Source organism: Amycolatopsis echigonensis (assembly GCF_002846615.1).
GTDB classification, from domain to species: Bacteria; Actinomycetota; Actinomycetes; order Mycobacteriales; family Pseudonocardiaceae; genus Amycolatopsis; species Amycolatopsis echigonensis.
Map to the genome: position 1 here is coordinate 6,973,731 of NZ_PJMY01000003.1, position 19,100 is coordinate 6,992,830.

The 19,100-nt window shown below is 70.0% G+C and carries 21 protein-coding genes; 9 read left to right on the top strand and 12 right to left on the bottom strand.

All coding sequences use genetic code 11. From position 1 onward, the window contains the following. Window positions 1–32 precede the first annotated feature (32 nt). Genes ATK30_RS37945 through ATK30_RS37955 form a run of 3 tightly spaced genes read right to left on the bottom strand, consistent with a single transcriptional unit; the run spans window position 33 to window position 3,354 of the window. Window positions 33–1,103, bottom strand: coding sequence for a saccharopine dehydrogenase family protein (locus ATK30_RS37945; RefSeq protein ID WP_101439539.1), 1,071 nt, complete (start codon window positions 1,101–1,103; stop codon window positions 33–35). Then, window positions 1,100–1,984, bottom strand: a complete 885-nt coding sequence (locus ATK30_RS37950; protein WP_101439540.1) for an alpha/beta hydrolase — start codon at window positions 1,982–1,984, stop codon at window positions 1,100–1,102. Before ATK30_RS37950 ends, ATK30_RS37945 begins: the two co-directional genes overlap by 4 nt. Beyond that, window positions 1,981–3,354, bottom strand: a complete 1,374-nt coding sequence (locus tag ATK30_RS37955; protein WP_101439541.1) for a flavin-containing monooxygenase — start codon at window positions 3,352–3,354, stop codon at window positions 1,981–1,983. Before ATK30_RS37955 ends, ATK30_RS37950 begins: the two co-directional genes overlap by 4 nt. Before the next feature lie 90 nt (window positions 3,355–3,444). Between ATK30_RS37955 and ATK30_RS37960 the strand changes: the two genes are divergently transcribed. Then, window positions 3,445–4,086 (top strand): TetR/AcrR family transcriptional regulator, encoded by a 642-nt coding sequence (locus ATK30_RS37960; RefSeq protein ID WP_101439542.1) that lies wholly within the window; start codon window positions 3,445–3,447, stop codon window positions 4,084–4,086. 18 nt (window positions 4,087–4,104) lie between these two features. Here the strand turns inward: ATK30_RS37960 and ATK30_RS37965 are convergent, their stop codons facing one another. Both ATK30_RS37965 and ATK30_RS37970 read right to left on the bottom strand, forming a co-directional pair. Further along, window positions 4,105–4,542, bottom strand: coding sequence for a hypothetical protein (locus ATK30_RS37965; protein WP_208637526.1), 438 nt, complete (start codon window positions 4,540–4,542; stop codon window positions 4,105–4,107). A gap of 61 nt (window positions 4,543–4,603) precedes the next feature. Further along, window positions 4,604–5,404 carry an IclR family transcriptional regulator gene (locus tag ATK30_RS37970; RefSeq protein WP_101439544.1) on the bottom strand — a complete coding sequence of 267 codons (801 nt, stop codon included), beginning with the start codon at window positions 5,402–5,404 and terminating at the stop codon, window positions 4,604–4,606. A gap of 58 nt (window positions 5,405–5,462) precedes the next feature. Here ATK30_RS37970 and ATK30_RS37975 point away from each other — a divergent pair, with 58 nt between their 5' ends. The 6 genes from ATK30_RS37975 (at window position 5,463) to ATK30_RS38000 (ending at window position 10,839) form a co-directional block, all read left to right on the top strand. Continuing rightward, window positions 5,463–6,563 carry a mandelate racemase/muconate lactonizing enzyme family protein gene (locus ATK30_RS37975; protein WP_101439545.1) on the top strand — a complete coding sequence of 367 codons (1,101 nt, stop codon included), beginning with the start codon at window positions 5,463–5,465 and terminating at the stop codon, window positions 6,561–6,563. After that, window positions 6,560–7,735, top strand: a complete 1,176-nt coding sequence (locus ATK30_RS37980; RefSeq protein ID WP_101439546.1) for an iron-containing alcohol dehydrogenase family protein — start codon at window positions 6,560–6,562, stop codon at window positions 7,733–7,735. The genes ATK30_RS37975 and ATK30_RS37980 overlap by 4 nt, the downstream gene beginning before the upstream one ends. Window positions 7,736–7,924: 189 nt before the next feature. Further along, window positions 7,925–9,622: an APC family permease gene (locus ATK30_RS37985; RefSeq protein ID WP_101439547.1), complete on the top strand. Its 1,698-nt coding sequence runs from the start codon at window positions 7,925–7,927 to the stop codon at window positions 9,620–9,622. 65 nt (window positions 9,623–9,687) lie between these two features. Next, the gene (locus ATK30_RS37990) at window positions 9,688–9,927 is read left to right on the top strand and encodes a hypothetical protein (RefSeq protein ID WP_101439548.1); all 240 of its coding nucleotides are present in this window, start codon (window positions 9,688–9,690) and stop codon (window positions 9,925–9,927) included. Window positions 9,928–10,000: 73 nt separating this feature from the next. Continuing rightward, on the top strand, window positions 10,001–10,414 hold the full coding sequence (locus ATK30_RS37995; protein ID WP_101439549.1) for an SRPBCC family protein: 414 nt from the start codon (window positions 10,001–10,003) through the stop codon (window positions 10,412–10,414). Further along, window positions 10,411–10,839, top strand: coding sequence for a MarR family winged helix-turn-helix transcriptional regulator (locus ATK30_RS38000; protein ID WP_101439550.1), 429 nt, complete (start codon window positions 10,411–10,413; stop codon window positions 10,837–10,839). Before ATK30_RS37995 ends, ATK30_RS38000 begins: the two co-directional genes overlap by 4 nt. Window positions 10,840–11,177: 338 nt before the next feature. Here the strand turns inward: ATK30_RS38000 and ATK30_RS38005 are convergent, their stop codons facing one another. The 7 genes from ATK30_RS38005 to ATK30_RS38035 form a co-directional block, all read right to left on the bottom strand. After that, window positions 11,178–12,317: a hypothetical protein gene (locus ATK30_RS38005; protein WP_101439551.1), complete on the bottom strand. Its 1,140-nt coding sequence runs from the start codon at window positions 12,315–12,317 to the stop codon at window positions 11,178–11,180. A gap of 43 nt (window positions 12,318–12,360) precedes the next feature. Beyond that, window positions 12,361–13,635 carry an IS701 family transposase gene (locus ATK30_RS38010; RefSeq protein WP_101433821.1) on the bottom strand — a complete coding sequence of 425 codons (1,275 nt, stop codon included), beginning with the start codon at window positions 13,633–13,635 and terminating at the stop codon, window positions 12,361–12,363. Between the two features lie 324 nt (window positions 13,636–13,959). Further along, window positions 13,960–15,750 (bottom strand): APC family permease, encoded by a 1,791-nt coding sequence (locus ATK30_RS38015; RefSeq protein ID WP_101439552.1) that lies wholly within the window; start codon window positions 15,748–15,750, stop codon window positions 13,960–13,962. 81 nt (window positions 15,751–15,831) lie between these two features. Next, on the bottom strand, window positions 15,832–16,131 hold the full coding sequence (locus ATK30_RS38020) for a DUF3040 domain-containing protein (RefSeq protein ID WP_101439553.1): 300 nt from the start codon (window positions 16,129–16,131) through the stop codon (window positions 15,832–15,834). Then, window positions 16,125–16,445, bottom strand: coding sequence for a DUF3618 domain-containing protein (locus tag ATK30_RS38025; RefSeq protein ID WP_101439554.1), 321 nt, complete (start codon window positions 16,443–16,445; stop codon window positions 16,125–16,127). Before ATK30_RS38025 ends, ATK30_RS38020 begins: the two co-directional genes overlap by 7 nt. After that, window positions 16,442–16,852, bottom strand: coding sequence for a phage holin family protein (locus ATK30_RS38030; RefSeq protein ID WP_167442072.1), 411 nt, complete (start codon window positions 16,850–16,852; stop codon window positions 16,442–16,444). The genes ATK30_RS38025 and ATK30_RS38030 overlap by 4 nt, the downstream gene beginning before the upstream one ends. Window positions 16,853–16,905: 53 nt before the next feature. After that, complete coding sequence (locus tag ATK30_RS38035; protein ID WP_101439555.1) at window positions 16,906–17,469, bottom strand: hypothetical protein; 564 nt, start codon at window positions 17,467–17,469, stop codon at window positions 16,906–16,908. Window positions 17,470–17,587: 118 nt separating this feature from the next. Between ATK30_RS38035 and ATK30_RS38040 the strand changes: the two genes are divergently transcribed. Further along, entirely contained in the window at window positions 17,588–18,007 is a 420-nt protein-coding gene (locus ATK30_RS38040) for a CBS domain-containing protein (protein WP_101439556.1), read from the top strand. Window positions 18,008–18,187: 180 nt separating this feature from the next. Continuing rightward, window positions 18,188–19,045, top strand: coding sequence for an SDR family oxidoreductase (locus ATK30_RS38045; RefSeq protein ID WP_244194847.1), 858 nt, complete (start codon window positions 18,188–18,190; stop codon window positions 19,043–19,045). The last annotated feature ends 55 nt before the right edge of the window (window positions 19,046–19,100 follow it).

Sequence of the window (19,100 nt, forward strand, 5' to 3'; positions counted from 1 at the left end):
CGGGGAGCCCTTTCCGGCTTTCGGCGGCTGGCTCAGGGTTTCTGCCGCACCAGGCCGAGTTCCGCGCATCCGTCCCGAAGCGGCTCCAGACCGAACGCGTCGACCGGCCCCACCACCCCCGGCTTCGACGGTCCTTCGGTGCTCAACCGGAGCGCGGCCCAGGCCAGCAATTCCCCGGTGAGCGTGTACGCGTTGGGGCCCTCCAACCGCACCTCCACCCGGGAATCGGCGACCGCGACGACCTGCGCGCCGGTTTTCGCCCGTGCCGCCGCGTCCGGCCCGCCGGGCGGACCCGTCATCGGCCCGCTCACCGCACGCACCAGCGGCCCCGCGACCGTGGCCAGTGCGGAAATCGCAGGCATCGCCCGGCTCAGCGCCGGAAACCATCCATTGTAGACAGTCACCTCGTCGAGCGACGGAAAGTTCCGGGGCAGGAAAAGCACTTCGGTCCCGGAAACCAGAAAAGCCGACTTGGACCGTCCGCGAACCGGAAAAGCACGCACCCGGCTCCCGGTCCGTTCCTCGACCAGCCGCCGGCCTCGCCACCGCAGCGACGGCAGGGTCAATCCGTCCCGCATGGTCGTCCGGGTGCCCTGGCTCAACCCGCGGTAAAACGGTCCGGTCGCGAAATACCCGATCTCCAGCGAGCGCACGCCCTCGCCCGCTTCCTGGGCGGCCAGCGCCCCGGCGAGGATTCCCGGAACGTAGTCGTAACCGAAAGCCGGAACCATCGCCGCGCCGGTTTCGACTGCTCGTTCATGGTGCCGCTCCCGCACAGTCCGGACGAAGCCGACTTCGCCCGTCGAATCAAGGTAGTGCGCCCCGGCCTCGGCGGCGGCCTGCGCGGCCGCGTGCCCGATCCGGTCGAACGGGCCGACGGTGGCGATCAGCACGTCCCCGGGCCCGGCCAGCGAGCGAAGACTCGCCGGGTCGTTGACATCCGCGACCGCGATTTCGAGGTCGCCGTGGTCCGACGCGAGAACCTCCAGCGCGGCCCGGTTGCGCCCGGCCAGGACCGGCCGCACTCCGCGCCGCACCAGCGACTCCAGGACCAGGCCGCCGGTGTAACCGGTCGCCCCGAACACCACGATCCGGCCGGTCATGCCGCGGCCACCGGAACGTGCCGACGGAGGAAGTCAACCTGGTCCGCGACCACTCGTTCGAACGGATCGCCTTGGTAGATCGCGAAATGCCCGTCCGGATAAGTCCGAACCTCCCCGCGCGGCGCGCGGGCGGCGTACCGCAGCGTCGGTCCGGAAGGAGCGACGGAATCCTTCTCGCACACCGCGAACAACGTCGGCACCTCGATCCGTCCTGTCCCGCGCCCCGGCCGGTACCGGAGAATGTCGAACACCACCCGAGCCGCGACCTCGTTGCGGAAATCGCTGCCCGGCGGCACCAGCGCAAGGTACCCCGGCTCGGCGTCGGGCGCGGTCATCAACGCGGTGCCTCGCGGAGGACCGGCGGTGGCGATCAGGTGCGGCGGCCGACCGAGCCAGTGCCCGACGACGTCCCGGGCGGCGGCGACGGTCGCCTTGACCGAGCTGGCCGGGTGCATCGCCAGCGCGGACGCGATGCCGTCGGTGAACGGGCATTGCGCGATGGCCGCGACGAGCCCGGCCGGACGGCTCGCGGCGGTGCTGAGCACGTGCCCGCCGCCGAAGGAGGTACCCCAAGCAATCACCCGGTCGCCGTCGACCTGGGGAAGCGTGCGAGCGTACGCGATCGCGGCGGTCCAATCGGCGAGTTGTTTCCGCGGCGACAGCAGGTGACGCGGAGTGCCTTCGCTGTCGCCGAAATGCCGGTAATCGAACACGAGACACGCATAACCGGCAGCGGCGAAGCGTTCGGCGTACGCGGCGAGTCCCATCTCGCGGACCGCACCGAGACCGTGCGCCATCACGATCACCGGCGGGTTCTCGTTCACGGGCAGGTAAAGCGTTGCCGCGCACTGCTGATCCTCGACCGGGAAGGACACGTTCACGCGCGGATCTCCTCTCGGGCAGCGGCGCTGGCGACCGGGCGGTCAGCGGGGGTGCGGCCCGCCGGACGACGCGCCCCGCGCCGGCGTTCGAGCCGAAGGTCGCGCATGTAGTCGTCGTAGTCAACCTGGATGGTGTGCCGTTTGGAAGCGACGTACCGCCGCGAGATCCGTCGCCGGTGCCGGTCGATTTCGCGCTCCATCTCGGCCGCGCCGGGCAGGTGGTAGCGGCCCTGCAGATGGTCGGCGATCAGCAACGCCTGGCGTTCCGCGATCGGCATGATCGCGCCGAGCGGCTGCACCAGCCCGACGAAGTACAACCCGGGCACGCCGGGGTGGAAAACGCGCCGGTACAGGCGGATCTCGTTGTCGCCGGAGGGATCGAGGAAATCCCGGTCGAAGAACGGGAAGCTGATCTTGTACCCGGTGCAGAACACCACCAGGTCCGCGGCGACCCGCCGGCCGTCGGTGAACACGACCTCGTCGCCGTCGAACCGCTCGATGTTCGGCACCGGCGTGATCGCCCCGTGCGCGAGCCGGTCGAGGATCCGGCTGGACATCGTCGGATGCGCCTGCGCGAACTTGTGGTCCGGTTCGGGAAGTCCGTACCGGGTCATCGGCCCGGTCGCCGCCGCCATCAGCTTGCGCGCGACCGGCCAGCGCAGCGCCGAGGGGAGCCATTCCTTGCCCGCGATCTGGTCGTACGGCTTGCCCCACACGTATTTCGGGATCACGTGCACCCCGCGCCGCGCGGAAAGATACGTCGCCGCGGCGTGATACGAGGCGTCCACGGCGATGTCCATCGCGGAATTGCCCATGCCGACCACCACGACGCGCCGTCCGGCCAGCTGCTCTTCTTCGGTGTAGGAATGCGAGTGCATGATCTCGCCGCGGAATCCTTCGGCGCCGGGGAACATCGGCTCCGGCATCCGCGGATCCCAATGGTGGCCGTTCGCGACGAGCACCGCGTCGTACCGCTCGGTGTCCCCGGTGGACAGCGTCACGGAGAAACTGCCGTCCGGCTCCGGCTCGACGTGTGCGACGCCGGTGCCGAACCGGATGCGGTCGCCGAAGCCGAAGTGGCCCACGTACGCGGCGAAGTAGTCGGCGATCTGGTCGTGCCGGGCGAAGTCGGGCAGGTTCTCCGGCATCGGGAAGTCGCTGAACTCCATCCGCTGCCGCGAGGTGTTGATGTGCAGGGACCGGTACGCGGCGGAGACCCCGTTGCGGTTGCCCCACACCCAGTTCCCGCCGACCCGGTCGGACAGTTCGCAGCAGTCCACCTCGATGCCGCGCTCGGCGAGCACCTTGACGGCGGCGATCCCGGACGAGCCCGCGCCGACGACGCAGACCCGGAAGCTGTTCGCGGACATGCGCTCTCCTCCTTGTGACCGGTGGTCATATGACCGGTGGTCATAGAGTACGATCGAGGCCAGGGGAGAGTCAAGACGAGGAGGTCGGCGGTGCCGACGGGAACGTGGGAGCGGCTGCCGGAGAAACGGCGGGCGGCGGTGCTGGCGGCGGCCGAGGCGGAGTTCGCGGCGCGCGGTTTCAGCGGCGGCAGCCTCAACACGATCTGCCGTGAGGCCGGGGTGTCGAAGGGGAGCCTTTTCCAGTACTTCACCGACAAGGCCGACATGTACGTCCACCTCGCCGAGCTGGCGAGCGTGCGGATCCGCACGGCCATGGAGGCCGAGATCGCGAAGCTCCCGTGGGACGAGGATTTCGCGGGTGCGCTCGACGAGCTGCTCGACGCGTGGGTGCGGTATTTCTACGACCATCCGCTCGAACGCGCGATGACCGCCGCGGCCAACCTCGAACCCGATCCGACCGCGCGCACGCCGGTGCGCGAGGCGGTCAACAGTCATTACCTCGCGGTGCTGCGGCCGCTGGTCGAACGGGCGGTGGCGGCGGGGCAGCTGCGTGCGGACACCGACGTCGAGATCGTGTTGTCGTTGCTGCTGCTGGTCTTGCCGCATCTGGCGCTGGCCCCGCACGTCGAGGGGCTGGATCCGCTGCTCGGCCTGGTGGAGGGCGATGCCGACCACGCGGCGGCGACCGCGCGCCGGCTGACCGGGGCGATGCTGGCGCCGTATCTCCGCTGAGCGATGCGAGCGGGAGGCTCAGCCCGGAATCCGCGCCCCGCGCAGGTACGCCGCCAGCCGGATCCGCAACCCGCGCAGGTCGCGCAAAGCGAGCGGCAGGTGATAGGCCGGGCGGTAGCCCACCGCGGTGCCGGATTCCCCGCACGGTCCGGCGAAGTACACGAACCCGTCGTCGTGGTCGCGGCGGGCGGGGGACCACGGCTGGTCCTGCCAGGCGCGGGCCGCGGCGTGGCTGGCGATCCAGTAGCTCGGCGCCTTCATCGTCTCGGCGATCGCGGCGGCGAACCCGGCGGCGTCGGTGTCGCTGACGCCCAGGCCGCGGCCCGGCCACAGGCGCGGCAGCACCCGGTCGGCGGTGTGGTCTTCGAGCCACGGCGCGCAGGCGAAGATCGCGCGCGTCCCGTCGACCGAGACCGACCAGCGTTGCATGGCCGCAGTGGGCGGGATTTCGTACATGGCGACCACCTGCCGGGCAAACGACGGTTTGGCGAAGCATAAATGAACGGGAGGCGGCGGTTCATCCCGGTGCGCCGAGCGCGGCGGAAATCCGGTCGGCGACGGTGCGGGTGAACCGGCCCGCCGCGGGCAGCCGTCCGCCGAGACGCGATTTCGGCGCGGACACGTTGACCGCTGCGACAATGTCGCCCCGGAAGCCGTACACCGGCGCGGACACCCCGACCAGTCCCGGCTCGAACTCCTCGTCCACGGTTTCGTAGCCGCGTTTCCGGATCCCCGCCAGCTTCCCGGCCAGCCGGTCGAGGGTGAGCGGCGGGGGTTCCTGAGTCGAGCCGGGCAGGTCGGGGAGCGGGTGCGCGGCGCCGCCGGCGAAGGTCCGCCACCATTGCCCGACGGTTTCCTCGTCCCATTCGCTCAATAACACCCGTCCGGGTGAGGTCGTGAACGGGTCGACGCCGACGCCTTCCCAGCCGAGTCCGCGAAAAGCATGGGACGCGAGTTCGCTTCGGAGGGTGAACACCTGGCCGGCGCGCAGAACGCACAGATGCGTGGTTTCGTTCAACCGCGCCACGATCGTCCGCAGAAATGGCGCGGCCAGGTGCGCGAGATGCGTTTCGGTGGCGTGCGTGGCCAAGGCGAACAGCCGCCAGCCCGGCCGGTACGCGCGGGTGTGTTCGTCGCGCGACACCAGACCGGCGTCGGCGAGCGTCGCGAGGGCCCGCGAGACCTGTGCCTTGTCCCTGCCGGACAGTTCGGCTATGCGGGACACGCCGAGTCCGTCGCGCGCTTCCGGCAGTGCGAGGACTTCGAGCAGGTCGACGTCGCGGACCAGCCCCGAACCGTAGGTGCGCTGGTTCGCCATGTTGAGGACTGTGCAACAACGATTGGGCAGCAGTCAATCCGCGGTTACCGTCCGGAGAGTGAAGATCGCCGACATCCAGCTGCTGCCCGGGACGCTGCCGCTCGATCCGCCGTTCGACGCCGCCTGGGATCCGGTTCCGCGCACCCGCTTCGACGCGACGGTGGTCAAGGTCGTGACCGACGAGGGCGTGGTCGGCTACGGCTCCGGCGACACGATGGCCGGGTTCGAGCCGTACGCGGAGCTGTTCCTCGGGCAGGATCCGATGGCGATCAGCCGGCACGTCCGGGCGCTGGAGACCATCGCGTTCCACGCCGGGCGGTACTGGCCGTTGGAGATCGCGTTGTGGGACGTCATCGGGAAGGTCCTCGGCGTTCCGGTCGCGACGCTGTTCGGCGGCGCGGCGGACGCGATCCCGGCGTACGCGTCGACCGGCCGGATCCTGCCCGCCGAGCAGCGGGCCGAGGTGATGGCCGGGATCCGCGACCAGGGCTTCCCGGCGGCGAAGATCCGGCTGGCCGCGGACGATTTCGCCGGGGGAATCCGCACCATGCGGGCGGTCCGGGAAGCGGTCGGACCGGAGATGACGCTGATGGCCGACCTGAACCAGGCGTGGCGGATGCCCGGCGACGTGCGGCCTTCGCTCGACCCGGCGGCGGTCCGCCGATTCGCGGCGGCGCTGCGCGAACTGGACGTGTTCTGGCTCGAGGAACCGCTGCCGCTGGACGACCGGCCCGGTCTGCGCGCGGTGCGGGACACCGGGATCCGCGTCGCCGGGGGAGAAATGGTCCGGACCTTCGGCGAGCTGCTGGACCTGGTCGGCTCCGACGCCCTCGACGTCTACCAGCCCGACGTCGCGCTCGCCGCCGGAATGCTGCGCGCCCGCACGCTCGCCGAGCTGGTGCTGGCGCGCAACCGGCTCTTCACGCCGCACACCTGGTCCAATGGCCTCGGCCTGCTCGCGAACCTGCACGTGACCGCGGGCGTCGGCGGGGGACCGTACCTCGAATTCCCTTACGACCCGCCGGTGTGGACGCCGGAACGCCGCGATTTCCTGCTTGCCGCCCCGCTGGACATCGACGCGGACGGCCTGCTGCACGTGCCGTCCGCGCCAGGGCTGGGCATCGCGGTCGACGAGGAACGGTTCGGGAGGAAGCCATGACAGAGACTCAGATCCCGGCCATCGACATCGGCCCGTACCCGGCCGCCACCTTCGCCGCCGGCGCCGTCGAACAGCTGCCGCGGTTGGTCCGGACGACCGGCGCGCGGAAGGCCGTTCTGGTCAGCGACCGCGGTCTGGCCGCGACCCCGTTGCCGGAGCGGGCGGTCCAGCTGTTGCGGCAAGACGGGTTGGCGGTCGAAGTTTTCTCCGAGGTGCACCCGAATCCCACGACCGACGACGTCGACGCGGGCGGCGCCTTCGTGCGCGCCGCCGAAGCGCAAGCGGTGATTTCGCTGGGCGGCGGGTCCGCTTTGGACGCCGCGAAGGCGATCGCGCTGGCCGCCGTCAACGACCGCCCGGCCGCGGAATTGAGCTGGAGCACCGAAGCGTCGGCGGATCTGGTGCCCGCGTTGCCGATCGTCGCGATCCCGACGACTTCCGGCACCGGGTCGGAGTGCAACGACCTCGGCGTCATCACCGACCCCCGGCAGCAGCGCAAATGCTACCTCGGCGGGCCGACTTGCCTTGCCCGGTACGCACTTCTCGATCCCGCGCTCACGCTGAGCCTGCCGCCGAGCGCGACGGCAGCCGCCGGAATCGACTGCCTGACCCACGCGGTGGAGTCTTTCCTTTCCGCCCGGCCGAATCCCTGGGCCGATGGTCTGGACCTGCAAGCCGTCCGTTTGGTCGCGGGCAACCTGCGCCGCGCGGTTTCGTCCGGCGGAGATCTGGAGGCACGGGCAAACCTGATGCTCGCCGCGCACACCGCCGGCCTGGCGATGCGGACGACCGGGCTCGGCCTGGTGCACGGCATCGGGCACTCGCTGGGCGGCCGGTTCGACCTGCCGCACGGCCTGGCGTTGGCCTTGGTGCTCACCGAATGCCTGCGGTTCAACCGTGCGGTGCGGGAAGACCGCTTGGCGCGCCTGGCGGAGCCGCTGGGGGTCGCCGACGGCCGGGAATCGGCCGCGCACAACGCGGACGCGGCGATCGCGGCGGTCGAACGCCTGGTCGCGGAGGTCGAGCTGTCCGGACGGTTGCGCGAATTCGGGATCGGCGAAGGAGATCTGCCGGATCTGGTGGCCGACACGCTGGCGGACGGGGTGCTGGCGAACACCCCGCGCGAGGTCTCGGCGGCGGACGTGACGGGGATCCTCCGCGCGACCTGGTAGTCCGGCGCGGCAAACCGGCGATGTCGGACATAGTTCGCGAATACCGTTGTGCGGCAACGGCAATCCGAGCAGGATCCCGACCCGGCGTCGAATGGTGCACAAGGTAACAATCCTATGTCCGCTTATTCTGCGCGCGCCGTCGCGGAGGGACAGTGGAAGCGGACCGCCGACCCGGCAGGAGGCCGTGACATGAGCGAAGCCGGAACGACCGAACAGCCCTTCCCGGCCGTCGTCGCGGGCGACGACAAACGGCTCAAGAAGCACTTCGGCCCGATCGGGCTGCTGTTCACCGCGGTGGGGTCGATCATCGGGTCCGGATGGCTCTTCGGCGCGCTCAACGCGGCGGAGCTCGCCGGGCCCGCGGCGATCGTGTCGTGGGGGATCGGCGCGGTCATGTTCGTGCTGATCGGGATGACGTACGCCGAATTGGGCACGATGTTCCCGCATTCGGGCGGCGTCGCGCGGTTCCCGCACTACTCGTTCGGGTCGTTCGCGAGCTTTTCGATGGGCTGGGTCACCTGGATCGCGGCGGCCGCGGTGTCGCCGATCGAGGTCCTCGCGGTCGTCCAGTACGCCACGAATTACCTGCCCTGGCTGGAAAAACTCGACGCCGACCGCAACGCCGTGCTCACGCCGGCGGGCACCGGGATCTCGGTGCTGCTGCTGGCGGTCTTCGTGCTGGTGAATTTCTTCGGCGTGCGCTGGTTCTCCCGGATCAACAACGTGCTCGTGTGGTGGAAACTCGCCATCATCGCGCTGGTGATCGTCGTGTTCCTGGTGACCGCGTTCAATACCGGGCATTTCACGGACTACGGCGGGTTCGCTCCGTACGGCACGCACGGGATCTTCTCCGCCGTCGCGAGCGCCGGCATCGCGTTCTCGTTCTTCGGTTTCCGGCAAGGCGTCGAGCTGGCGGGGGAGACGGCCAATCCGAAACGCAACGTGCCGCTGACGCTCATCGGTTCGGTCGTGCTCACCGGGATCCTGTACGTGCTGCTGCAGCTCGCGTTCATCGGCGCGGCCCCGTCCGACGCGATCGGCAAACAGGGCTGGGAGCACGTCGGCGCGAACTTCACCGCGGGCAGCGACGTCCTGGCCACGTTCGGCCCGCTCGCCGCGATCTCGAGCGTGCTCGGCATCGGCTGGCTGGCGACGCTGCTGTACGCCGACGCGATCATCTCGCCCGGCGACACCGGGTTGATCTACACCGGCGTCACCGCGCGCATCTCGTATGCCATGGGGCGCAACGGAAACGCGCCGTCCGGGCTCGCGAAGGTGAACTCCGCGGGCGTCCCGTGGGTGAGCCTGATCCTGGCGTTCGTCGTCGGCTGCTTCTTCTTCCTGCCGTTCCCCGGCTGGAACAAGCTGGTTTCGTTCGTCACGAACAGCACCGTGCTGTCGTTCGGGTCCGGGCCGCTGGTGCTGCTGGCGATGCGCAGCCAGCTGCCGCGCCACACCCGCCCGTTCCGGCTCGGGCGCGGTTTCACGTGGGCGGTCGCGTTCCTGGCTTTGTTCTCCACCAACCTGATCATCTACTGGACCGGCTGGGACACCAACTGGAAACTGTTCGTGGTGATCGTCTTCGGCTACGTCCTGCTCGCGCTGCACCAGGCCTTCGCGAAGAAATCGCCGAAGCTGGACTTCCGGCACGGCTGGTGGGTGCTGGTGTGGTTCGCCGGGCTCGCGGTCATCAGCTACCTGGGCACGTATCCGGAGGCGTCCAAGCACGCCGGAAACCTGGGTGTCCTGGACTTTTCGCTGGGAGCGGTCGCGTCGTTGGTGCTGACCGCGGTGGTGATGGCGCTGGCGCTGCGGAGCGCGCTGCCCGGTGAGCGGGTGAGGGAGATCCTGGCCGAGCGCCGGGAGGCGGACGAAACCCCTGCGTGAGGTGCGGGCATAACCCGGCCGGTGGCGCTTACGGCGGTCTCGCCCCGGGTTGCTTCAGCGGCACGATGACCGAGCACTTCCACGGTGTCGACGCGGGGGAACGCAAGACTCCGGTGCTCGCCTGCGCGTGCGGGTCCTGGGGCTGCTGGCCGCTGCTGGCGCGCATCACCGTGACCGAGGACGAGATCGTCTGGGATTCGTTCGGGCAGCCGCATCGCCCGGCGCGGGATTACCGCGGGTTCGGGCCGTTCCGGTTCGCGCGCGCCCAGTACGACGCGGCGGTGCTCCGGTTCGAGTCCGCCTGACCGTGGCGTTCGGCTCTTGCCAGTTAGTCTCCGCGCAGATAGTCTCTGCGCAGACTAACTGGGAGGAACGATCATGTGGACCACTGACTACAGCGCCGACACCGCGGCGAGCCCGGAGGCGGTGTGGGCGGCGTTGCGCGCCCTGCACAGCGGCACGCCGTTGAGCGAGCGCAGCGACCGGTTCGAGTTGCACGGGCCGTTCGAGAAGGGGACCGAGTTGTCGGTCACGCCGCGGGGGCAGGACACGTTCCGTTCGCGCATCACGGAGCTGACCGAGAACGAGGTCTACGAGGACGAAACGCGGTTCGGCGAGGTGGTGCTGCGGTTCCGGCACACGCTTGCCCCGCTTTCCGGCGGCGGCACGCGCGTCACGCACCGGCTCGAAATCGAGGGGGAGGCGGGGCCGGAACTGGGGCCGCGGATCAGCGAGGACTTTCCGGTCGCGATGAGCGATTTGCTGGCCAGTGCGGAGCGGTCCGCGCGATGACGCGGTTCGCGGGTCCGGGGGACAGTCCGGGTTTCCTGCTGTGGCACGTCACTTTGGCGTGGCAGCGGCGGATCCGGCAGACGCTCGAACCGCTGGGCCTCACGCACGTCCAGTTCGTGCTGCTCGCGTGCTGCTGGTGGCTCGAAACGCACGGAACGCCGCCGCGGCAGCAGGAACTGGCGGCGCAGGCGGGCACCGACATCAAGATGACGTCCCAGGTGATCGCCCGGCTGGAGGCGGCCGGGCTGGTGACGCGGACGGTCGACGCGGGCGACACGCGCGCGAAACTGGTGCGGCTGACCGAAAAGGGCCGCGACCTGGCCGGGCGGGCGGTGACCGCGGTGGAGCGGGTGGACACGGAGATGTTCGGTGCGGAGGCCGGTCCGTTGCTGCGGACGTTGCGGTCGGTGCTCGACGCGGAGTGATCCTGGCGCGCTCGACGGGCGATTCTGCCGTTGCGGTCGTCCTGCGGGCGTGGTCGGGCGGAGTACGTTGCGGCAGAAGGTTTTTGCCCGGCCAGTAGGCGGGTTCATCGCCTCGGGCAGGGGCGGCGGCGTCGCCGTGAAGGCGCTCCGGCCCGCCTAGCGGGCTGCGGTCAGTCTCAGGGGCTGGCTTCGGCGGCGATCTCCTGATCGAGCGCGAAACTCCGCGCCAGGACCGGTATTTCGAGGTGGCCTGGACCCGCTGGACGCCGTCGCCATCCGAGCGCGCGAACGAGCCCCGCCTCGCCGAGCAGCGGAGACGGGGCCCGTTCAGGCACAGTTCAGTGCGCCGCGGCCAGCGCCGCCGTCGCGGGCGGCATCAGCTTCGGGTATTCCTTCTGGAACCGCTCGATCATCTTCGCGGACGGGATGATCCGGTTCGGGTTGTTCTGGTTCACGGCCTGCTTCTCGCCCCACGCGCCGGCGGCCTTGCGCTGGTCGGGGGTGCCGTGGCTGTGGTAGCAGTCGCCGATGGAGGCGTCGAGGTAGGTGACCTCCTGCTGGGTGCGGGCGTTCCACGCCTCGCCCTTGGCGTGCGCGACGAAGTAGCCGCCGTAGGCGTCCGGGCCCATCTCGGCGGATTCGTTGCGCGGGTAGTTGTCGTGCGCGAAGTCGACCTGGTGCCCGTACTCGTGGCCGACGACCGCTTCCACCGACACGTCGTCGAAGCCCAGGTGGTTGACGACATCGAGCAGTCCGTCGCCGAGCATGACGCGCTTGCCGCCGAGGCTGTCGGCCGGGGCGGAGAACGCGTTCAGGGTCAGCAGCGGGTTCCGGCCGCCCTGCAGCGCCGGGACCTCGTAGAGCACCTTGGTCGCGAGCGCGCCCGCCTCGGCCGCCCGCTTCGGGTCGAGGCCGAGTTTGAACGTCTGCGTCGTGCGTTCCTGGCTGCCGAGGTCGGTGCCCTTCCACGCGACCAGCTGGATGTTCCAGCTCTCGATGTCCCAGAAACCGCGCAGCTTGTCGATCGTCGCGCCGGCGCGCGGCGTGTACTGGCCGTCGGTGCCGAAGACTTGCGGGGTTTTGTCGCTGGCGACGGCCTGGGCGTAGAGCTGGCCGATCGCGCTCAGCGCGCTGAGCGCCTTGTTCTCGGTCGGGCTCAGCGCGGACGCGAGCTTGTTCGCATACGTCAGCAGCGATCCCTCGGTGCAGCCCGGGATCGGGCCCTGCGCGGCGTGCGCCTGCTGGCCCGGCCGCTTGACCGGCGAGTCGAACAGCGGGTCGACGCCTCGCAGCGCGTTCGCGGGCAGGCCGTTGTAGAGGTCTTCGACGTCCTGGTACAGCTGCGCGATGTCCTGCTCGACCGACGTCGGCCCGGCCTGCGGCGCCGCGGTCGCCGGGACGGCCGTGGCCATCGTCAGCGCCGCGAGGGTGCCCGCCGCGGCGAGCGTTCTGCCGAGAATCCTGGTCCGTTTTCGCATGGGCCCCTCATTCCGGTTTCAAGATCACCAAGTACTCGCAACCCTAATACTCCAGCTGTAGTTCGTGATCGGGTGCTGGTTGTTGGTGTCGCTGCTGGTAGTGGCTTTGGCGGGAGCGGTGTTGGTGTCGTCGGCGCCAGGCGGACCAGGCCAGGATGTCGATGATCTTGCGTGCTGGTTGCAGGATGAGCTGGGCGTAGAGGTGCCTGATCTCGTTGCGTGTCAACGGGATCAGGTCCTCGGCCGACGGTGTGCTGCGAGCCTGAGCCGCGGCGATGGCGAGGAAGGCGTGCGCGAACATGACCAGGGTGGTCCAGCGGTACCAGGAGGTCCAAGTGCGGACCTGGTGTTCGTCGAGGCCGGTGAGTTCTTTGCCGGTCTGGAAGGTCTCCTCGATCGTCCAGCGCCGCCCGGCGACGCGCGCGAGGTCGGCCAGCGCGACCCGGCGGGGGCTGTAGCAGCGGTAGAACGCCGTTTCCCCGGTCCGCCGGTTACGGCGCATCAAGATCCAGTGGTATCCGGTCTTGCCTGCCGGATGCAGCCGCAGCCGGGCCCACAGGTAGTAACGGCGGCCTTTCGCGCCGGCCCCGGCGGAGAGCTTCTGCCAGGCCCGCTTCGGCAGCGCGGCGGCGCGCTCGTCGGCCCGCACGCTCTCCTCGCCCGGACCGGGAACGCGGTGGTCGCAGGCCACGGCCAGCACATAGGCCTGTTCGCGGGCCTCGAGCGGATCGCGCAGGCCGGCGGCGTCTTTGCCGTAGGCCTCGTCCCCGGTCACCCACCCCACCCGGACTCCCGCCTCCAGCGCACGAGCGATCATCGCCAAGGCCAGCCGGGATTTCGTGGTGAACAGGGTCTGCGCGGGCACTCCGGCCCGGTCCCGCCGGGCCTGGTCCTCTGCCCAGCTTTCGGGCAGGTAGAGCTCGCGGTCGATGAACGTGTGCCCGGCCGGGGTGGAATACACCAGGAACACCGACATCTGCGAGTTCTCGATCCGTCCCGCGGTGCCGGTGTATTGCCGCTGCACCCCGACCGACTCGACGCCCTTCTTCAGGTCACCGGTCTCGTCGATGACCAGCATCGCGTCCTCGACACCCAGGTGCTCGACCACGACCTCGCGCAGGTCGTCGCGGACCCCGTCCGCGTCCCATGTCGCGCGCGAGAGCAGGTTCTGCATCCCGTCCGGGGTCCGGTCTCCGACCTGCTCAGCAATGGTCCAGCAGTTCACCCGCGCCAGCCCGGACAACAGACCCTGCACGAACCGCCCGGCCCGCCGACGCGACTCCACCCGCACGAACCGCCGCCCGATCCGCACGAACATCTCACCCAGCAACGACTGCCATCGCGCAGGGTCTACGCTGGCAGCCGCGGCCGCCACATGATCTTGAGTTGTCCTCACAAACACCATGATCACGTGGCGGCCGCACCCGTCTCACACGACCCCTCCAGCAAGATCACGAACTACAGCTGGAGTACTAAGACGATCTTGGGCGCGGAAACCGCGACGAGGGAAAGAACCCCGGGATGGCCCACGCCTTTCGGCGGGTTTTCGCCCTGCGGACATCGGCCGAAAGTACTAGCGGGCAGCTCGGGCGGCTGCCCTGGAAAACCGGGCATTCGGGGAAACGGGACGAAAGGGGCTTCGCTAAGCCCCGATCCGGAAGCGCATCCGGCAGACCACGGCGTCGGAACGGCGGCGCAGCGCCCGGGCCAGCACCGCGCCGCGGCGGTTCTGCAGGACGCGCTGCCAGACGTGCTCCGGCTCGACCTCGGCGACGAGAACGAAGACATGGCACCCGTCGTGGCGGCGGAGGTGTTCCACGATCGGCTCGCCGAGACGGCGGCGTTCGTCGTGCAGCTGGACCAGCGTGACGTCCGGGAGCCATCGTTCCCACGCTTCCACGAACTCGCGCGCTGACGCTTCCTCCTCGGGGTGCGTCACGTGGACGGCCTCGACGTGGTCGCCGAGCGAGAGGGCGGCGGCGAGCGCGTCGCGGGTCAGCCGCGACACCGTGTGGACCGGGACGACGACCAGCGACCGGTTCGGCCTCGGCGGGGGCGGGATGCGCCCGAGTTCGAGACGTTCGCCGATGCGGCGGTAGGTGCGGTGGACCGATTCCATCAGCAGCACGAGCACCGGCAGCGCGACGACGATCAGCCAGCCGCCTTCGCCGAACTTCGTCGTGGTGACCACGATCGCGGCGAGCCCGGTGAGAAGTGCGCCGAAACCGTTGAGCGCGGCCTTTCCGCGCCAGCCGCGCGGGCGCGTGCGGAACCAATGCCGCACCATTCCGGTTTGCGACAACGTGAACCCGACGAACACGCCGATCGCGAACAGGGGCACCAAAGTGTTCATGTCGCCGTTCGCGAGGATCAGCAGCAAAGCCGAAGCGAGAGCGAGGAAACCGACGCCGTAGCGGTACACCTGGCGTTCGGCGGGCAGGGCGAAAACGTGCGGGAGATTGTGGTGTTTCGCGAGCAATTGGGCCAGCACCGGAAGCCCGCCGAAGGACGTGTTCGCGGCCAGCGCCAGCAGGACCACGGTGGAGAATTGCACCACGTAGTAACCGAAGCCGTTCCCGAGCGACGCGGCGGTCACCTGTGAGAGCACGGTCGCTCCGTCGGCGGGGCGGATCGAGAACTTCCCGATCAGCGCGGCGATCCCGAGCAGCATCACCGCGAGCAGCCCGCCGAGCGCGACCTCCGCTCGCTGCGCCCGGCGCACGCGCGGTGCGCGGAACGAGGGGACGGCGTTGGCGATCGCTTCGACGCCGGTCAGCGCGGCACAGCCGTTCGCGAAAGCTTTGAGCAACAACAGGATTCCGACCGTCTGGAGGTTTGCGGCTGATCCGGTCGAGACAGCTGCGGCCGGAGCGGCACGGAAGAGGCCGACCACGACGACGGTGAGGATCGATCCGACGAACACCGCCGTCGGCACGACGAACATCCGCGCGCTTTCGGCGATGCCGCGGAGGTTGACGCCGGTGATGAGCGCGAGCACGCCGAGGCAGAGCCACAGCTTGCCGGGCAGCAACGAGGGAAACGCCGAGGTCAGGGCCGCGACCCCGGCGGCGACTGACACCGCGACATTCAGCACGTAGTCGACGATGAGCGCCGCCGCGGCGACGAGCGACGCTCGGCGGCCGAGATGGGCGCGGCTGACGCCGTAGGCCCCGCCGCCGTCCGGGAACGCGGCGATGACCTGCCGATACGACAGGGTCAGCACGGCGAGCAGGACGGCGATCGCGACCGTGACAGGCAGCGTGAAGCCGAGCCCCGCTCCACCGGCGACGGCCAGGACGAGCACGATCGCCTCGGGTCCGTAGGCGACCGACGCCATCGCGTCGAGGGACAGCGCGGCGAGGCCGCCGACGACGGAAAGCCGGTGCCGGTCGGCGGCTCGCGGCGTTTCCGGGCGGGACAGAATTGCGGTCACCCGCTCAGGCTGGCCCGCAGGACCCTCCGGAGGAGCGGTCGTTGACGGTTTCCTGACAGTGATCTAGCGGATCTTGCGGACCTAGCGGATCGAGCGAACGCGGATCATCGCGAGGATCCGGCTTGCCAATGCCGCACCGCGAACGGCCCGCCCGAGCACCGCGAGCCCGACGACCCCGGCCACGATCATGCCCGGCCGCGTGTCGAACGCTCCGGTGGCGATCAGCACCACGCTGGTGATCGTCGACAGGATCTCCAGCGCGGAGCGGCGACGGCGCCGACGCCCGGATCCGCGGGCCAGTTTCGCGCTGAGCCGCGGATCCGTGGCGGACAAACCGCGTTCGATTTCTTTCAGCGCACGCTGTTCCCGATCGGTCAGCATGCGCCCCCCTGCTTCCGGTGCGCGTGCCGGCGGCGGAGCAGGAAGCGGAGCACGACTACGCCGCCGAACACCGCCGCGAACAGCGGAAGCGGGTTGTTCCGGACCGCCTCCGCCCCCGCGCGGACCTTCTCCGCCGCCGGGGCCGAGACGGTCTTCTCGACCTGTTCGGCCGCCCGGTCGATCGTCGCGTCGACCTTCTCGCCGGCTCGCGTGCGGACGTCCAGCTTCTGTCCCAGCGCGTCCAGCGTTTCGGCCAGTTCCTCCCGGGTGACGTCCCGGTCCGCCCGGGCCTCTTCGACCTTGCGTTCGGTCATGACCGCACCTGCTTCATCGTCTCGACGTCCTCGCGCACCCTTTCCACGGATTCCTCCGGCACCGGCGGCGCGGCGCTGCTCGCCTCCTTGCCGCCGATCAGCGCGGCGAGCCCCGCGACCACTAGCAGCGCCCCTCCGACGATCAGCGCCGACAGCCAGCCAGGCACGACGAGCGCCAAGGCGAGCACAGCCGCGGCGATCAGGGTCGCGCCGCCGAGAAGGGCCAGCACGCCGGCGAATCCGACGAGCCCGGCCCCGATGCCGAAGCGCTTCCCCTTCGTCTGGAGTTCGGCCATCGCCAAGCGGAATTCGTCTTGGAGCAGGCGTTTGATGGACGTGGTCAGATCGGCCGCGAGGTCCGCGGTGGACTTCTCGTGCGCGGGCGTCCGGTTCATTTCCTCCAGCACGGCTTCCTCCCTTCCTTTTCGGGGCGTACCCGGCCCGCGCGCGGCGAAACCGGTCAGCGCCCCGCGGATTCCAGCTCGGCGAGGGCCTCGCGGAGCGCGTCGACGACCCAGTCGTGGCCCAGCGGCAGCGGGCTCGGGACCTGGTCGTGCGGATCGTCGGAACTGTGGGCGAGCACCTGGACTTCGACCCCGGAGTCGCGCAGCGCGGCGATCTCGGCGTCGTGCCGGACCAGCCAGGCTTCGTCGGCGACGGCGGCGTCGCCGGGGCTGAGCAAGCCCTCGGCGGCCGGGTCTACGAGAAGGACGGATCGCACCGACGCCGGATGCTCGGCGGCCAGCTGCAGCGCGTCGGCGGCGAGCGGGCCGCTCGTGACGAGGTCGCTGCGCTCCGGCGAGGCAAGGGTTTCGGCGGTTTCGCGCCACGCGCCCTCGACCGGGATCCGGCACCAGAGGATTTCGTGGTTCTCGGCGAGCGGCCGCCAGGTGGCGGGCAGGCCTTCGTGCTTGGCCGCGCCGGCCGGGTCGAGCACGACCAGCCGGGGCGCGCCCGACCGGCCTGCGGTGACCAGCGGCGGGCCCTCCGCGCGGACCGGGTCGGGCGGGAACGGTTCTGGCATGTCGGCTCCTTCCACGAGCCTCCGGTTACCCGGGCCGGCGAAGGAGAAACAGCTCGGCAGGCGTAACGGCCGCGAACGTGGGTAGCCGGAGAGTGACCGGAGGAAGGGAGACGATCTCATGACCACTGCCCGCGACTTGATGACGCCGAACGCGGTGTGCGTGCGCGAGTCGGAGACCGTGCACGACGCCGCGCAGAGGATGGCGGCCGAGCAACTGGGCGCGCTGCCGGTGTGCGGCGAGGACAACCGGCTCAAGGGCATGCTGACCGACCGCGACATCGTGGTAAAGGTGATCGCCGAGGGCAAGGACCCGCGCGCGGTGCACGCCGGCGAGCTCGCGCAGGGGGAAGCGGTGACGATCGGCGCGGACGACGACGTCGCCGAGATCCTGCAGACCATGTCGCAGCACCGGGTGCGCCGGCTGCCGGTGATCGACGGCCACGACCTGGTCGGCGTCGTCGCACAGGCGGACGTCGCCCGCGCCCTGCCCAATCCGGACACCGGAGTGCTGGTGGAGGCGCTTTCGCACGACTACTGATCGTCCCCCGGTTTGCCGGCCGCGGACCCGGGTAACCGCCGGGCATCCGCAGAGCGGGCCAGGGGGCGAGGGGCCGCGCAACTGTCGCAGGGGGACGGTTGCGCGGCTTTTCCCGCGATTGAACCGCGACGCAACGGGTAGCCGGAAAGGAACAGAACCGACTTTCCGGGGAGGACTCCCGTGGCAGACCGCATCCGACCGCCGCAGCAGCAGGACCCGCCGGGCACCACGGCGGAGATGGATCCGCGGCCGCGCGATTCGATGACCGACTACGAGGGCCGCGGCCTGCTCGCCGGACAGCGCGCGCTGATCACCGGCGGCGACTCCGGGATCGGCCGCGCCGTGGCGATCGCCTTCGCGAAAGAAGGCGCGGACGTCGCGATCTCCTATCTCAACGAGGACGAGGACGCCGAGTACACCGCGGACCGGGTGCGCGCCGAGGGCCGGGAATGCCTGCTGCTGCCCGGTGATCTCGCCGACGCGAGCCACTGCCGGGAGATCGTCGACAGCACGGTGTCCGAATTGGACGGACTGGACATCCTGGTCAACAACGCGGCGACGCAATGGCCGGTCGACCGTCCCGAGGACTTGACCGAAGAGCAGTGGATGCACACGTTCGACGTGAATCTGCACAGCTACTTCCGGGTGACCTCCGCCGCGCTGCCGCATCTCGGCGACGGCGACGTGATCATCAACACCGGTTCGGTGAACGGCTTGCGCGGCAACAAAAGCCTCATCGACTACTCGGCGACGAAGGGCGCGATCCACGCCTGGACGTACGCGATGGCGCAGGCGCTGGCCGACCGCGGGATCCGGGTGAACTGCGTCGCGCCGGGTCCGGTGTGGACACCGCTGATTCCGTCGACGTTCCCGCCGGAGAAGGTGGAGAAGTTCGGCTTGCAGGCTCCGTTCCAGCGGGCGGCGCATCCGGACGATCTCGCGCCGTCGTATGTGTTCCTCGCGTCGAACCGGTTGTCGTCCTATTACAGCGGCGAGGTGCTGGCCGTTTTGGGCGGCGAAACCATGCCGGGCGGATAACCGCGGTCCGGTCCGTGAAGGGCTCCTTGCGGGAACCAGATTCCCGCAAGGAGCC

Bases quoted from the DNA above. Each gene is read 5' to 3' on its own strand.
- ATK30_RS37945 (WP_101439539.1), bottom strand. From the start codon at position 1,103: ATGACCGGCCGGATCGTGGTGTTCGGGGCGACCGGTTACACCGGCGGC.
- ATK30_RS37955 (WP_101439541.1), bottom strand. From the start codon at position 3,354: ATGTCCGCGAACAGCTTCCGGGTCTGCGTCGTCGGCGCGGGCTCGTCC.
- ATK30_RS37965 (WP_208637526.1), bottom strand. From the start codon at position 4,542: ATGTACGAAATCCCGCCCACTGCGGCCATGCAACGCTGGTCGGTCTCG.
- ATK30_RS37970 (WP_101439544.1), bottom strand. From the start codon at position 5,404: ATGGCGAACCAGCGCACCTACGGTTCGGGGCTGGTCCGCGACGTCGAC.
- ATK30_RS37980 (WP_101439546.1), top strand. From the start codon at position 6,560: ATGACAGAGACTCAGATCCCGGCCATCGACATCGGCCCGTACCCGGCC.
- ATK30_RS37985 (WP_101439547.1), top strand. From the start codon at position 7,925: ATGAGCGAAGCCGGAACGACCGAACAGCCCTTCCCGGCCGTCGTCGCG.
- ATK30_RS37990 (WP_101439548.1), top strand. From the start codon at position 9,688: ATGACCGAGCACTTCCACGGTGTCGACGCGGGGGAACGCAAGACTCCG.
- ATK30_RS37995 (WP_101439549.1), top strand. From the start codon at position 10,001: ATGTGGACCACTGACTACAGCGCCGACACCGCGGCGAGCCCGGAGGCG.
- ATK30_RS38000 (WP_101439550.1), top strand. From the start codon at position 10,411: ATGACGCGGTTCGCGGGTCCGGGGGACAGTCCGGGTTTCCTGCTGTGG.
- ATK30_RS38005 (WP_101439551.1), bottom strand. From the start codon at position 12,317: ATGCGAAAACGGACCAGGATTCTCGGCAGAACGCTCGCCGCGGCGGGC.
- ATK30_RS38010 (WP_101433821.1), bottom strand. From the start codon at position 13,635: ATGTTCGTGCGGATCGGGCGGCGGTTCGTGCGGGTGGAGTCGCGTCGG.
- ATK30_RS38020 (WP_101439553.1), bottom strand. From the start codon at position 16,131: ATGCTGACCGATCGGGAACAGCGTGCGCTGAAAGAAATCGAACGCGGT.
- ATK30_RS38025 (WP_101439554.1), bottom strand. From the start codon at position 16,445: ATGACCGAACGCAAGGTCGAAGAGGCCCGGGCGGACCGGGACGTCACC.
- ATK30_RS38035 (WP_101439555.1), bottom strand. From the start codon at position 17,469: ATGCCAGAACCGTTCCCGCCCGACCCGGTCCGCGCGGAGGGCCCGCCG.
- ATK30_RS38040 (WP_101439556.1), top strand. From the start codon at position 17,588: ATGACCACTGCCCGCGACTTGATGACGCCGAACGCGGTGTGCGTGCGC.